General features: G+C 69.3%; 15 protein-coding genes. 8 read left to right on the top strand and 7 right to left on the bottom strand.

What is annotated here, in order from left to right:
- Positions 1-130: 130 nt before the first annotated feature.
- Positions 131-631 (top strand): outer membrane lipoprotein, encoded by a 501-nt coding sequence (locus tag KV106_RS34190; protein WP_057595940.1) that lies wholly within the window; start codon positions 131-133, stop codon positions 629-631.
- 75 nt (positions 632-706) lie between these two features.
- On the opposite strand, the gene KV106_RS34185 is transcribed toward KV106_RS34190, so the two are convergent.
- Positions 707-1,231, bottom strand: a complete 525-nt coding sequence (locus tag KV106_RS34185) for an FKBP-type peptidyl-prolyl cis-trans isomerase (protein WP_261216082.1) — start codon at positions 1,229-1,231, stop codon at positions 707-709.
- Positions 1,232-1,245: 14 nt separating this feature from the next.
- On the opposite strand from KV106_RS34185, the gene KV106_RS34180 reads away from it, so the two are divergent.
- The 3 genes from KV106_RS34180 to KV106_RS34170 all read left to right on the top strand — a co-directional run bounded on the left by KV106_RS34180 (position 1,246) and on the right by KV106_RS34170 (position 3,260).
- The gene (locus KV106_RS34180; protein ID WP_261216080.1) at positions 1,246-2,388 is read left to right on the top strand and encodes a cupin domain-containing protein; all 1,143 of its coding nucleotides are present in this window, start codon (positions 1,246-1,248) and stop codon (positions 2,386-2,388) included.
- Entirely contained in the window at positions 2,378-2,893 is a 516-nt protein-coding gene (locus KV106_RS34175) for a hypothetical protein (protein WP_261216078.1), read from the top strand. Before KV106_RS34180 ends, KV106_RS34175 begins: the two co-directional genes overlap by 11 nt.
- 100 nt (positions 2,894-2,993) lie before the next feature.
- Positions 2,994-3,260: a hypothetical protein gene (locus KV106_RS34170; RefSeq protein WP_208513330.1), complete on the top strand. Its 267-nt coding sequence runs from the start codon at positions 2,994-2,996 to the stop codon at positions 3,258-3,260.
- Between the two features lie 72 nt (positions 3,261-3,332).
- On the opposite strand, the gene KV106_RS34165 is transcribed toward KV106_RS34170, so the two are convergent.
- From KV106_RS34165 to KV106_RS34140, 6 genes are all read right to left on the bottom strand, one after another.
- Positions 3,333-4,109 (bottom strand): MBL fold metallo-hydrolase, encoded by a 777-nt coding sequence (locus tag KV106_RS34165; protein WP_057595396.1) that lies wholly within the window; start codon positions 4,107-4,109, stop codon positions 3,333-3,335.
- 5 nt (positions 4,110-4,114) lie between these two features.
- Positions 4,115-5,197: an outer membrane protein assembly factor BamC gene (gene bamC / locus KV106_RS34160; RefSeq protein ID WP_057595395.1), complete on the bottom strand. Its 1,083-nt coding sequence runs from the start codon at positions 5,195-5,197 to the stop codon at positions 4,115-4,117.
- Between the two features lie 158 nt (positions 5,198-5,355).
- The gene (dapA, locus tag KV106_RS34155) at positions 5,356-6,246 is read right to left on the bottom strand and encodes a 4-hydroxy-tetrahydrodipicolinate synthase (protein WP_082322177.1); all 891 of its coding nucleotides are present in this window, start codon (positions 6,244-6,246) and stop codon (positions 5,356-5,358) included.
- 91 nt (positions 6,247-6,337) lie between these two features.
- Positions 6,338-6,919: a class I SAM-dependent methyltransferase gene (locus tag KV106_RS34150; RefSeq protein WP_261216072.1), complete on the bottom strand. Its 582-nt coding sequence runs from the start codon at positions 6,917-6,919 to the stop codon at positions 6,338-6,340.
- A gap of 31 nt (positions 6,920-6,950) precedes the next feature.
- A complete protein-coding gene (locus KV106_RS34145) occupies positions 6,951-7,091 on the bottom strand; it encodes a hypothetical protein (RefSeq protein ID WP_261216071.1) in 141 nt (46 codons plus the stop codon).
- Between the two features lie 33 nt (positions 7,092-7,124).
- On the bottom strand, positions 7,125-8,354 hold the full coding sequence (locus tag KV106_RS34140; RefSeq protein WP_057595393.1) for an MFS transporter: 1,230 nt from the start codon (positions 8,352-8,354) through the stop codon (positions 7,125-7,127).
- A 190-nt stretch (positions 8,355-8,544) separates the two neighbouring features.
- Here KV106_RS34140 and KV106_RS34135 point away from each other — a divergent pair, with 190 nt between their 5' ends.
- The 4 genes from KV106_RS34135 to KV106_RS34120 all read left to right on the top strand — a co-directional run bounded on the left by KV106_RS34135 (position 8,545) and on the right by KV106_RS34120 (position 12,480).
- The gene (locus KV106_RS34135) at positions 8,545-8,964 is read left to right on the top strand and encodes a hypothetical protein (RefSeq protein ID WP_057595392.1); all 420 of its coding nucleotides are present in this window, start codon (positions 8,545-8,547) and stop codon (positions 8,962-8,964) included.
- Complete coding sequence (locus tag KV106_RS34130; RefSeq protein ID WP_057595391.1) at positions 8,961-9,413, top strand: DUF2846 domain-containing protein; 453 nt, start codon at positions 8,961-8,963, stop codon at positions 9,411-9,413. Before KV106_RS34135 ends, KV106_RS34130 begins: the two co-directional genes overlap by 4 nt.
- A 146-nt stretch (positions 9,414-9,559) precedes the next feature.
- The gene (locus tag KV106_RS34125; protein WP_057595390.1) at positions 9,560-11,554 is read left to right on the top strand and encodes a DNA topoisomerase IV subunit B; all 1,995 of its coding nucleotides are present in this window, start codon (positions 9,560-9,562) and stop codon (positions 11,552-11,554) included.
- Positions 11,555-11,565: 11 nt separating this feature from the next.
- Positions 11,566-12,480, top strand: coding sequence for a lytic transglycosylase domain-containing protein (locus KV106_RS34120; protein WP_057595389.1), 915 nt, complete (start codon positions 11,566-11,568; stop codon positions 12,478-12,480).
- Positions 12,481-12,486 lie beyond the last annotated feature (6 nt).

Genomic DNA, 12,486 nt, shown 5'->3' with positions numbered 1-12,486 from the left:
GCGGGGCGGGGCTCACAGGTTTCAGCTTGTGTCCTTGCGTCATCGCCGTGGCAACTGCGGCGTTGAACACCCAGGCGGGTGCGCCGCTCATCACGGATGGCGCACCGTTCTTTCCGAGGAGCCTTTCAACATGAAGATCTCAATGCGCTTCGTTTCCGTCACCGCATCCGTGCTGGCCCTGGCCACGCTCACCGCCTGCGTGGCACCCGCACCGGTCTACCAGACCTCCCGCTATCCCTACCAGCCGCCGCCGCAGGCCGTGCCCTACCGCGAGGCCGCCTACGTCGAGTACGGCCACGTGGCGAACATCGAGGTGCTGCGCAGCGAGACCGCCGGCACCGGCACCACCGGTGGCGGTGCCGTGGCCGGTGGCGTCATCGGCGGCGTGGTGGGCAACCAGTTCGGCCGCGGCAATGGCCGCGCGGCCGCCACCGCGCTGGGCGTGATCGGCGGCGCGCTGCTGGGCAACACCATCGAGGCGCAGCAGAACGGTCCGCGTGCCTACGAGAGCTATCGCATCTCGGTGCAGACCGACCGCGGCGGCTACCGTGCCTTCGACGTGCAGCACCCGGGCGACCTGCGCATCGGCGACCGCGTGCGCATCGACAACGGCCAGCTCTCGCGCATGTAAATCGGCATCGGCGCGTCGCGCCAGCCAAGGAAAAGCCGGGCAATGCCCGGCTTTGTCGTTGATGCGTCGAGGGACTCAGTGCAGCGTGTCGTTGCCCGGCGAGACCGGCTGCACCTTGAAGAAGGCCGTGCCCGCGGAGCCGCGGCCGATTTCTTCCTCGGTGGCTTCGCGCACCGAGCGCACGAGGATGTCGAGCCGGATCGCGATGCCCGCCAGCGGGTGATTGCCGTCGAGCACGAGGTGCTCGGGGTAGATCTCGGACACCGTGTACATCGCATCCTTCGGGATGTTCTCGCTCACGCCCGCGGGCAGCGCGCTGCCCTCGAAGGTCATGCCTTCTTCTGTGCCCTCGGGGAAGAGGGCGCGCGGCTCGAGGAAGAGCAACTGGTCGTCGAAGTCGCCGAAGCCCTGTTCGGGCTCGACCTGCAGCTGGATGCGATCACCGGGCTCATGGCCCTGCAGGGCCGCCTCGATCACGTCGAACAGATCGTCGCCACCGATCAGGAATTCGACCGGTTCGTCGAGCACGTCCAGCACATCGCCGAGCGTGTCTTTCAGGGTCCAGGTCAGGCCGACCACGCATTGTTCAGAGATTTCCATTGCAGAATTCTCCCATGGAGATCACAACACCGCTGCCCCTGCTGGGCGGCCTGAGCGCCGCGCAGTTCATGCGGCGGCACTGGCAGAAGAAACCGCTGCTGGTGCGACAGGCGGTACCCGACATGGTGCCACCCATCGACCGTTCCGCGCTGTTCGCGCTGGCCGAACGCGAGGAGGTCGAATCCCGGCTGATCCGCCACGGCAAGACCGGCTGGAGCCTGAAGCACGGTCCGCTGCCACGCCGCTCGCTGCCCTCGCTGAAGCAGGCCGCCTGGACCCTGCTGGTGCAGGGCGTCGACCTGCACCACGAGGGCATCCATGCGCTGCTGCGGCAGTTCAGCTTCCTGCCCGACGCGCGGCTCGACGACCTGATGATCAGCTACGCGAGCGACGGCGGCGGCGTGGGCGCGCATTTCGACAGCTACGACGTGTTCCTGCTGCAGGCGCAGGGCCGGCGCCGCTGGTCCATCGGCAAGCAGGGCGACCTGCGGCTGCAGCCCGACGTGCCGCTCAAGATCCTCGAGCGCTTCGAGCCCGAGCAGAGCTTCGTGCTCGAGCCCGGCGACATGCTCTACCTGCCGCCGCGCTACGCGCACGACGGCGTGGCGGTCGGCGGCGACTGCATGACCTTCTCGATCGGGCTGCGCTCGCCCTCCGCGGGCGAGCTCGGCGCCGACCTGCTGGCGCGCATCGCGCAGGCCCATGCCGACGCGCTCGAGGACGCGGGCCCGTCGGCCGCCGTGCGCTATCGCGATCCCGCGCAGCCCGCGGTCGAGGCGCCCGGTGCCATGCCCGCCGCGCTGCAGGCCTTCGCGCGCAAGGCGGTCGAGATGGCGCTGCGCGATCCCGACGCGATCGACCGCGCGCTCGGCGAATCGCTGACCGAGCCCAAGGCCAGCACCTGGTTCGACGAAGGCGGCGAGGCGCCCGACGCGCTGCATGCGGTGCGGCTGGACCGCCGCACGCGCATGCTCTACGACGCGCGCCATCTCTACATCAACGGCGAGAGCTTCCGCGCGGGCGGTGCCGATGCCACGCTGATGCGGCGCCTCGCCGACGGGCGCGCGCTCGGGCCGCGCGAGCTCGCGAAGGCCAGCGACGATGCGCTGTCGCTGCTGGCCGAATGGTGCGAGGCGGGCTGGCTGCATGCCGAGTGACACCGCGTTGCCGTCGCCGCTGCCCGAGGGCCGCTTCGATGGCCGCGAAGCGTTCGACGGGCTGCTGCGCGCCGCGCTCGCATCGGCCGCGCGGGAGGGCTGGAAGGAACTGATCTTCAGCGACCCCGACTTCGCCGACTGGCCGCTCGGCGAACGCGCGAGCATCGAGGCGCTGCAGGCCTGGTCGGCCAGCGGGCGCAGGCTGGTGCTGCTGGCCGAGCGCTTCGATGGCGTGGAGCGCCGGCATGCGCGCTTCGTCGGCTGGCGCCGCACCTGGGACCACATCGTCGAATGCCGTGCGCTGCGCGTGCCGCATGCGCAAGCCGGCAGCGGCGTGCCGAGCGCGTGGTGGACGCCCTCGTGGTTCCTGCATCGCATCGACATCGAGCATGGCCGCGGTCTCAGCGGTACCGATGCGCGCACGCGCAGCGCGCTGCGCGAGTCGATCGAGGAATGCTGGCGCCAGGCCCGGCCCGCCTTTCCCGCGAGCACGCTGGGCTTGTAAGCCAATGCCGCGAATCCCGCGGCCAGACACAAGAGGGACAGCATGCGGGTCTAGAATTTTTTTCGTCCCTCAAGACCTTCATTGCCAAAGGAGCCTTTTCATGAAGAAGACAACGTCCGTCCTGCTCGCCTCGCTGCTCGCCGCTTCCGCCCTGGTGGCTTGCGGCAAGAAGGAGGATGCGGCGCCCGCCGTGACCACGCCGCCGCCCGCGCCCGTGACCGAGCCGGCACCGGCCCCCGCGCCCGCCCCTGCCGCATCGGCGCCGTCGGCGGGTGCATCGGCACCCTCGGCGGCCGCATCGTCGGCACTCGATGCGGCCAATGCCGCGACCGAAGCCGCGAAGAAGGGCGAAGCGCCGAGCAAGTAAGCCGTCGCCGCACACGAAGCAAAGCCGCCTCCAGGGCGGCTTTCTTCATGCGGCTTTCAATCGCCTTTCAACTCAGACGTCGAGCCAGGGCGATCCCTCGGCCGCGTTCGCGGTCAGCATCTCGGCCTCGTCGCCGCCCAGGGCCTGCGCCATCAGCCGGCGCACGATCTCGGGCCGGTTGTTCTGCTCGCTCAGGTGCGCCGCGACCACGTGGCGCAGCCCGTCGTGCAGCAGCGCACGCGCGATGTCCGCGGCGGCCTGGTTCGAGAGGTGGCCGTAGTTGCCGCCCACGCGCATCTTCAGAAAGGGCGGATAGGCCGAGTTGGCCAGCAGCTCGCTGTCGTGGTTGAACTCCAGCAGCAGCGAATGCGCGCCGGCCAGGCGTGCGAGCACGTGGGTGGTGGCATGGCCGAGGTCGGTCAGCACGCCGAGCGTGCGATGGCCGTCGGTGCAGCGCAGCTGCAGCGGCTCGCGCGCGTCGTGCGGCACGGTGAAGGGATGCACCGAGAGTTCGCCGACCGCGAAGTCCTCGTCGTCGCGCGCGAGGCGCAGTTGCCCTTCGAAGTCGCGCGCGCCCGTGGCCAGCCAGGTGCCTTCGCTCATCCAGACGGGAATGCGGTTGCGCCGCGAGAGGGTGTGAGCGCAGCCGATGTGGTCGCCGTGTTCGTGCGTGACGAAGACGGCATCGATGTCGCTCGCGGCGAGCCCGGCGCGGGCCAGCCGCTGATCGAGCTGGCGGATGCCGAAGCCGCAGTCGATCAGGAGCCGGGAGGTGCGGCCGCCGCTGGTCGCCTCGACCAGCGCGGCATTGCCCGTGCTGCCGCTGCCGAGGCTTCGGAAGCGGAGCATGGAACTTACTTCAGGTCGTCGGCGATGACCTTGACGATGCGCTCGGCATTGGCCGAGGTCTCGGGCGCGCCGGCCTCGTTCTGCACCGACACCGTGCTGCTCTCGCCCTGGCTCTTGACCAGGATGCGGAACTTGAGCGGTGCCTCGGTCTTGCTCGAGCTGAACAGCTTGCCGAAGAAGCCGGGCTCCTTCTTGTCGGGGTTTGGCGGCACGTAGCGCACGAAGTAGACGCCGGCGCTGCGGTCGCGGTCTTCGACGGTGAAGCCGGTGCGGTCGAGCGCGAGGCCGACGCGGCGCCATGCGCGGTCGAAGCCGTCGCTGAGCTGCACGATCGGCTGGCCGCCGACGTTGGACACGCGGGCAGTCTGCACCGGTGCCGCGGCGGCGGTGGCCGCGACCTGCTTGGCCTGTTCCTGCGAGACGCCGAGCTTGACCATCAGGCGGCGCAGGAATTCGGCCTCGAGTTCGGGGTCGGACGGACGCGGCTGCCAGACGGTCTGGTCCTGGCGCGTGTTGGTGTAGACCTCCTGCATGCCGCGATGGCTGATGTAGATCTCGGTGCCGGTGGGCGTGCGCTCCATGCGGGTGCGGAAGCGGTCGAGTTCGCCGGTGGAGTAGATCGAGTCGACCAGCTTGCCCAGCGTGCCGCGGATGATGTCCTGCGGCAGCTTGGCGCGGTTCTCGGCCCAGTCGGTTTCCATGATGCCGAGGTTGCGCTGCTCGGTGGTCAGCAGGAAGCCGCTTTCCTGCCAGAAGTCCTTGACCGGATCCCAGAGCTGGTCGGGCGAACGATTGACGACCAGCCAGCGTTGCGAGCCGGTGCGCTCCAGGCGCACGTCACCGAGGTTGGAGACGGCGGTGGGCACGCCCGGCGCGTTGGCGACGCCGGTCTGGTAGGCATTGGCGGTCACGGCGCCGCCGGGGATCGCGTAGCGGTTGTCGCGCGAGAGCTGCGACAGGTCGGGCGGCACTTCGAGCGTCGGGGCCTTGCCGGCGCTCTTGTAGTCGATCTTGTCGCTCTCGAGAACGGAGCAGGCGGCGAGACTGGCGACGAGGGCCAGGAGTGCGAATCGCGAGAGGTACTTCAACGTCGTCTTCCTTGTTGGAATGGTTCGGTCAATCGATGGGCCGCTGTGCCCGCCCGTTCTGAGCTCGGTTCAGGCAAAAGGTTGCTTAACCTCGAACGCGGCAGGGTAAAAGAAGATCGTGGAGGGAATGTGGAGGGGCGAGGGCGCGCAGGCGCGCATCAGTCCTTGAGCAGCCCGGTCGCGCGCAGCGCGGCCTCGACCGCCGGACGGCTGGCCTCGGAAAGCTCGGTCAGCGGCAGCCGCAGCGCACCGCCGCAGAGGCCGAGGCGGGACATGGCCCACTTGAGCGGAATCGGATTGGGTTCGACGAACAGGTTGCGGTGCAGCGGCATCAGCTCGAACTGGATCTGCATCGCGCGCTTCACGTCGCCCGCGAGCGCGGCCACGCACAGCTCGTGCATCTTGCGCGGCGCCACGTTGGCCGTGACGCTGATGTTGCCCTTGCCGCCGCACAGCATGAGCGCCACGGCGGTCGGGTCGTCGCCCGAATAGACGGCGAAGCGCTCGGGCAGGTCGCGGATCAGCCACTGGGCGCGTTCGATGTTGCCGGTGGCTTCCTTGATGCCGATGATGCCGGGCACCTGGGCCAGGCGCAGCACGGTGTCGTGCGCCATATCGGCGACGGTGCGGCCGGGCACGTTGTACAGCACGGTGGGCAGGTCGCCCACGGCTTCGGCGATGGCCTTGAAGTGCTGGTACTGGCCCTCTTGCGTGGGCTTGTTGTAGTAGGGGACGACCTGGAGCTGGGAATTGGCGCCCACGCCCTTGGCGAACTTGGCGAGCTCGATCGCCTCCTTGGTCGAGTTGGCGCCGCAGCCGGCCATGACGGGCACGCGGCCCCGGGCCTGCTCGACCGACACGCGGATGATTTCGCAGTGCTCTTCCACGTCGACCGTCGGCGATTCGCCGGTGGTGCCGACGACGCCGAGGCAGTCGGTGCCTTCGTCGATGTGCCAGTCGATCAGCCGGCGCAGCGCGGGATAGTCAACGCTGCCGTCGTCGTGCATCGGCGTGGCCAGCGCGACGATGCTGCCTGTGAGTTGCTCCAAGGGGGAATCTCTTTGTCGTGGACGAAAGCACGCATTCTAATAGCGCACCCCCTGCCCGCCACCCGGGCGGCCCCGGGTCCCGAGGGGGTGGTCAGGCGGCCTTCAGCGGATGGCGCGGCGGCAGGTCCGCCGCGGCGGCGGGCACCCGCACCGCCGCGATGCGCTGCACAAAGCGCGCCGGCTCGCTCAAGAAGCCGTCCTCGTAGGCCACCACGCGCAGCCCGTCGCAGGCAGCCAGCAGTTCGCCCGGGCGCAGCAGGAAGTCGGGCCGCGAGGGCTTGCCCACGCTCTCGTTGCCCGCCGCGAAGGTCTCGTAGAGCAGCACGCCGCCGGGCGCCACGGCCGCGACGATGTCGGGCAGCCGCGCCCGCCACAGGTAGTTGGTGACGACCACCGCGCCGAAGCCCTGGCCGGCGAAGGGCCAGGGGCCGTCCTCGATGTCGGCGGTGACGGCCGTGCCGAAGGCGGCCGAGGCCGCCGTGGCTTCGGCCGAGCGGTCGACGCCCGTGGCCGGGTGCCCCCGCTGCGCGAACCAGTGCATGTGGCGGCCGGCGCCGCAGGCCACGTCGAGCACGGTGGCGCCCGGCGCGAGCAGGTGGCTCCAGCGCACGATCCATTCCGAGGGCGCCGACAGGCCGTGGACCGGCGAAGGGGGATTGGTTACATCTTTCATGGCGCCTTGCGCCCGCCGGGCGCGCGATCGGTCAGAAGCACGACCAGATCTGGTCGACCAGCATCACCGCGAATTTGGGGTGGGTGTAGAGGCTGAACACGCCCGCCAGCGCCAGCGCCGCGGCGGCGAACCAGCCGGTGCGTGCGAGCCGTTGGCGCGAGAGGGGTGTCATGGCCGCTATTGTGATCCCGGCTCAGCCCGCGTATCAGCCCGCATGCGCGGCGGGCCGGCCCACCGGGCGCGCGATCGCGCTCTCGCGCACCGGCAGGTTGACCAGCGCCGCGAACACGCCGAGCGCGATCGCCAGATACCAGACCACGTCGTAGCTGCCCGTGGTGTCGTAGAGGTAGCCGCCGAGCCAGACGCCGAGGAAGGAGCCGACCTGGTGGCTCAGGAACACGAAGCCGCTGAGCATCGAGAGATGGGCCACGCCGAAGATGCCCGCCACGATCGCGTTGGTGGCCGGCACGGTCGAGAGCCAGAGGAAGCCCATCGCGGCCGAGAACAGGTAGACGCTCAGCGGCGAGGTCGGCACCACGAGGAACAGCGCGATGGACACCGCCCGCGCGAAGTAGATCGCGGCCAGGATCTTGCGCTTGGCCAGCTTCTGGCCCAGCAGTCCCACGGTGTAGGTGCCGAACACGTTGAACAGGCCGATCAGCGCCAGCGCGTAGCCGGCCACGTCGGCCGGCAGGCTCTTGTCGCGCAGGTAGGTCGGCATGTGGATGCCGATGAAGGCGAGCTGGAAGCCGCAGACGAAATAGCCGGCCATCAGCAGGCCGAAGCTCGGGTAGCGGAAGGCCTCGCCCACGGCCTGCAGCACCGACTGCTCGCGGTGCGCGGTCGCGGCCTCGCTCCGGGGCTCGCGCAGGCCGAAGGCCAGCGGCACGATCACCAGCACCAGCACGGCGACCACGGCCAGCGCGGTCTGCCAGCCGAACTGGCCGATCAGCCGGCCCTCGACCGGCGCCATCAGGAACTGGCCGAAGGAGCCGGCTGCGGCCGCCACCCCCATTGCCCACGAGCGCCGCTCGGCCGGGATCTGCCGCCCGATCACGCCGTAGATCACCGCGTAGGTGGTGCCGGCCTGGGCCGCGCCGATCAGCAGGCCGGCGCTCAAGGTGAACAGCAGCGGCGTCGGCGAATGCGCCATGCCCAGCAGGCCCAGTGCGTAGAACACCGCGCCGCCGATCAGCACCCGGAACGCGCCGAAGCGGTCGGCCAGCATGCCCGCGAACACCCCGAAGATGCCCCACGAGAGGTTCTGTATCGCCAGCGCGAACGAGAAGGTCTGCCGGCTCCAGTCCTGCGCCTGCGTGATCGGCTGCAGCCAGAGCCCGAAGCCATGGCGGATGCCCATCGAGAGCGTGACGATCATGGCGCCGCAGAACAGCACCTGCCTGATCGAGAGGGTGGGAGTGGAAGGCGATTGCATGCGGCGACTGTAGCCAAGAGCCGGCTTTGGCATGCGCGCCGGCGGCGACAGCCATTGATGATTTATCGGCGGCGTTTCAATGCCCGAACGGCATCAAAGCGCCAAATACTTCACGCTTCTCCGTAGTTACCCGAAGTCGCAATTGTTTACATTTGCAGCCGACACAAAAAGACGAGGGGGAGGGATTCCCATGGAAAGAACGAACCGGCGTGCCCTGCGCGCGCTGCTGGCCCTTGCCGCGACCGCCGTGGCGGCGAGCCTGCTTCCCGCCTGCGCGCCCGCGGTGCGCAGCGTGCCGACGCAACTCTCGGCGGTGGATCCGTCGAGCCGGCCGGCCGACCTGCGCTTCACCGCGCCGCTGGAGATCCGTCTGCCGACCGGCTACGGGCGCCAGATCCCCGCCAGCAGCCGCTGGGTGCCGGCCGGGCGCCTGAGCGAAGGCCAGGTGTATCGCCCCGTCGATCTCGTGTTCAGCATCGAAGGCCAGCAGGTCCACGAGGCCTGGCTGGTCGTTCGCAATGGCGTGCTGCAAGGCTTCTACCTGCCTGCCGAGGCGCGCTTCTCCCTGCTCGATCCCCCAGTACAACTTCCAAAAGGAACTCAACCGTGAGAAGAACCGTTCTGAAATTCGCCGCGCTCGCGGCCGTCGTCGTGCTTGCCGCGGGCTGCGCCAGCGGCGTCAAGTACCAGGACATGGCCGCCTCGATGCCCAGCGTCAAGGCCGGCGAGGGCCGCATCTATTTCTTCCGTTCGTCGTCGATGTTCGGCGCCGCGATCCAGCCCGACATCCGTCTCAACGACACGGTGGTCGGCACCTCCAAGCCGGGCGGCTTCTTCTACGTCGACCGGCCGGCCGGCAACTACGTCGCGGCGGCCGCGACCGAGACCGAGAAGACCGCCAGCTTCACGCTCGCGCCCAACGAGATCAAGTACCTGCGTACCTCGCCGAGCATGGGCCTGATGGTGGGCCGCATCGTCGTCGAGCTCGAGTCGCCCGACAAGGCCAAGGCCGAGCTGCAATCGCTGAGCTACACCGGCACCGTCGCAGCGGCCAAGTAGCTTCCCATCCCCCGGGTCCGGCGGGCATCGCGCCCCGTGCCGGACCCGCCTCGCGCGCCGGCGCTCCCCGAGCCTGCCGTCACGCGCGAGGGTTGCCCTGTACGGGCATCCAGTTGTTTGGCGGCGACTGACTACAATCCGCCCCCATGGCGACTCCCCCCAAGACTCCAACCAGTTCCTCCGACGCCTCCGGCTACTCCGAAGGCTCGATCCGCGTGCTCAAGGGCCTCGAGCCCGTCAAGCAGCGCCCGGGCATGTACACCCGCACCGACAACCCGCTGCACATCATCCAGGAAGTGCTCGACAACGCGGCCGACGAAGCGCTCGCGGGCCACGGCAAGAAGATCAAGGTCACGCTGCACGCCGACGGCTCGGTCAGCATCGAGGACGACGGCCGCGGCATCCCGTTCGGCCTGCATCCCGAAGAGAAGGCGCCCGTGATCGAGCTGGTCTACACCCGGCTGCACGCGGGCGGCAAGTTCGACAAGGGCTCGGGCGGCGCCTACAGCTTCTCGGGCGGCCTGCATGGCGTGGGCGTGTCGGTGACCAATGCGCTGTCGAAGCGGCTCGAGGTGGCGACGCACCGCGAAGGCTCGGTGGCCAAATTGACTTTCAGCGGCGGCGACGTGATCGAGCCGCTCGAGGTGCGCAGGCTCGAGGCCGGCGAGCGCAAGCAGGGCACCACGGTGCGCGCCTGGCCCGACGCCAGGTATTTCGAGTCCTCCGCGCTGCCCATGGCCGAGCTCACCCACCTGCTGCGCAGCAAGGCGGTGCTGATGCCCGGCGTGGGCGTCACGCTGGTCAACGAGAAGACCAAGGAAACGCAGCAGTGGCTCTACAAGGGCGGCCTGAGCGACTACCTGATGCAGACGCTCAACGGCGATCCGGTGATCCCGCTGTTCGAGGGCAGCGGCCATGCCGACAAGAACGCCGACAACTTCGCCGAGGGCGAGGGTGCCGACTGGGCCGTGGCCTTCACCGAGGACGGCCAGCCTGTGCGCGAGAGCTACGTCAACCTGATTCCCACCAGCGCCGGCGGCACGCACGAGAGCGGCCTGCGCGACGGCCTGTTCACGGCGGTCAAGGGCTTCATCGAGCTGCACTCGCTGCTGCCCAAGGGTGTGAAGCTCTTGCCCGAGGACGTGTTCGCGCGCGCCTCCTACGTGCTCAGCGCCAAGGTGCTCGATCCGCAGTTCCAGGGCCAGATCAAGGAGCGCCTGAATTCGCGCGACGCGGTGCGGCTGGTGTCGAGCTTCGTGCGCCCGGCGCTCGAGCTGTGGCTCAACCAGCACGTCGACTACGGCCGCAAGCTCGCCGAACTGGCGATCAAGGCAGCCCAGACGCGCCAGCGCGCGGGCCAGAAGGTCGAGAAGCGCAAGGGCTCGGGCGTGGCCGTGCTGCCCGGCAAGCTGACCGACTGCGAGAGCAAGGACATCGGCCACAACGAAGTCTTCCTGGTCGAGGGCGACTCGGCCGGCGGCAGCGCCAAGATGGGCCGCGACAAGGAAAGCCAGGCCATCCTGCCGCTGCGCGGCAAGGTGCTCAACACCTGGGAGGTGGAGCGCGACCGGCTGTTCGCCAACACCGAAATCCACGACATCTCGGTGGCCGTGGGCGTCGATCCGCATGGCCCCGACGACACGCCCGACCTCAGCGGCCTGCGCTACGGCAAGATCTGCATCCTTTCCGATGCCGACGTGGACGGCTCGCACATCCAGGTGCTGCTGCTCACGCTGTTCTTCCGCCACTTCCCCAAATTGATCGAAACCGGCCACGTGTATGTCGCGAAGCCGCCATTGTTCCGGGTCGACGCGCCCGCGCGCGGCAAGAAGCCGGCCTCCAAGGTCTATGCGCTCGACGAGGGCGAACTGACCGCCACGCTCGACAAACTGCGCAAGGACGGCGTGCGCGAAGGCGCCTGGAGCATCAGCCGCTTCAAGGGCCTGGGCGAAATGAGCGCGGAACAATTGTGGGAAACCACGCTCAATCCGGACACCCGGCGCCTGATGCAGGTCCAATTGGGCCGCTTCGACTTCAGCGCCACCCAGGGCGAGATCACCAAGCTCATGGGCAAGGGCGAAGCGGCGGCGCGGCGCGAACTGATGGAACTGCGCGCCGACGACGTCGACATCGATGTTTGATTCCACCCCGCATGTCCCTCCTCAAGCCTTCGCTGCTCCTGGCCTTCCTGCTGCTCGCGCTGCAGGGGCCGGCGCGCGCCGCTGACGTCTACGGCTACATCGACGCCAACGGCGTGGCGCACTTCGCGGCCGAGAAGGTCGACGAGCGCTACCAGGTGTTCTTCCGCGACGGCCAGAGCTTCGACACCACGCAGGGCATCTCGCCGCTCGGTCGCCTGGGCCGCGGCGACCGCAAGCTCGACGGCAAGGTGTCGCCGGCCTCGCAGACGCTGCTGGCCATGTTCGAGGCCTCGCCCAGCTACAAGATCGCCAAGAGCGCGCTGCGCGATGCCGCGAACAAGCACGCGATCGACTACGAGCTGCTGCAGGCGCTGATCGCCACCGAGTCGGGCTTCGACGCCCAGGCCGTCTCGCCCAAGGGCGCGCGCGGGCTGATGCAGCTGATGCCCGGCACCGCGCAGCGCTACGGCGTGGCGGGCGACAAGCGCGCGAGCCTCGAGAAGAAGCTGTTCGACCCGCGCATCAACATCGCCGCCGGCTCGCACTACCTGCGCGACCTGATCGCGATGTTCCCGGGCCAGATCGAGCTGGCGCTGGCGGCCTACAACGCGGGCGAGGGCGCGGTGCAGCGCGCGGGCAACAAGATCCCGAACTACAAGGAAACGCAGAACTACGTGCAGACGGTGCTGCAGCTCTATGCCTACCTCAAGCCTTCGGTGGCCCGGGGCGGCGGCCTGCGCGGCGGCAAGACGCCGGGGCGCATCCGCATGGAGATGACGGTGCCCGCCGGCGGCGCGATCGGCCGCGGCAACATGCCCCCGGATGCGCCGCGCGGCCTGCCGTCGATGCCGGCCGTGCCCGAGTCGGCCGCGCCGCCCGCCGCCGATGCCGGCACCGGCGATCTCCCCGCTTCGCCGCTGTCGTGAGCACGG

The organism is Variovorax endophyticus (genome assembly GCF_025376855.1).
Taxonomy (GTDB): Bacteria; Pseudomonadota; Gammaproteobacteria; order Burkholderiales; family Burkholderiaceae_C; genus Variovorax.
This window is presented reverse-complemented; position numbering and strand designations above follow the sequence as displayed.

Coding starts and splice junctions, on each gene's coding strand:
- KV106_RS34165 (WP_057595396.1), bottom strand. CDS start 4,109: ATGCTCCGCTTCCGAAGCCTCGGCAGCGGCAGCACGGGCAATGCCGCG.
- KV106_RS34150 (WP_261216072.1), bottom strand. CDS start 6,919: ATGAAAGATGTAACCAATCCCCCTTCGCCGGTCCACGGCCTGTCGGCG.
- KV106_RS34170 (WP_208513330.1), top strand. CDS start 2,994: ATGAAGAAGACAACGTCCGTCCTGCTCGCCTCGCTGCTCGCCGCTTCC.
- KV106_RS34135 (WP_057595392.1), top strand. CDS start 8,545: ATGGAAAGAACGAACCGGCGTGCCCTGCGCGCGCTGCTGGCCCTTGCC.
- KV106_RS34140 (WP_057595393.1), bottom strand. CDS start 8,354: ATGCAATCGCCTTCCACTCCCACCCTCTCGATCAGGCAGGTGCTGTTC.
- KV106_RS34125 (WP_057595390.1), top strand. CDS start 9,560: ATGGCGACTCCCCCCAAGACTCCAACCAGTTCCTCCGACGCCTCCGGC.
- KV106_RS34145 (WP_261216071.1), bottom strand. CDS start 7,091: ATGACACCCCTCTCGCGCCAACGGCTCGCACGCACCGGCTGGTTCGCC.
- KV106_RS34190 (WP_057595940.1), top strand. CDS start 131: ATGAAGATCTCAATGCGCTTCGTTTCCGTCACCGCATCCGTGCTGGCC.
- KV106_RS34175 (WP_261216078.1), top strand. CDS start 2,378: ATGCCGAGTGACACCGCGTTGCCGTCGCCGCTGCCCGAGGGCCGCTTC.
- KV106_RS34185 (WP_261216082.1), bottom strand. CDS start 1,231: ATGGAAATCTCTGAACAATGCGTGGTCGGCCTGACCTGGACCCTGAAA.
- KV106_RS34180 (WP_261216080.1), top strand. CDS start 1,246: ATGGAGATCACAACACCGCTGCCCCTGCTGGGCGGCCTGAGCGCCGCG.
- KV106_RS34120 (WP_057595389.1), top strand. CDS start 11,566: ATGTCCCTCCTCAAGCCTTCGCTGCTCCTGGCCTTCCTGCTGCTCGCG.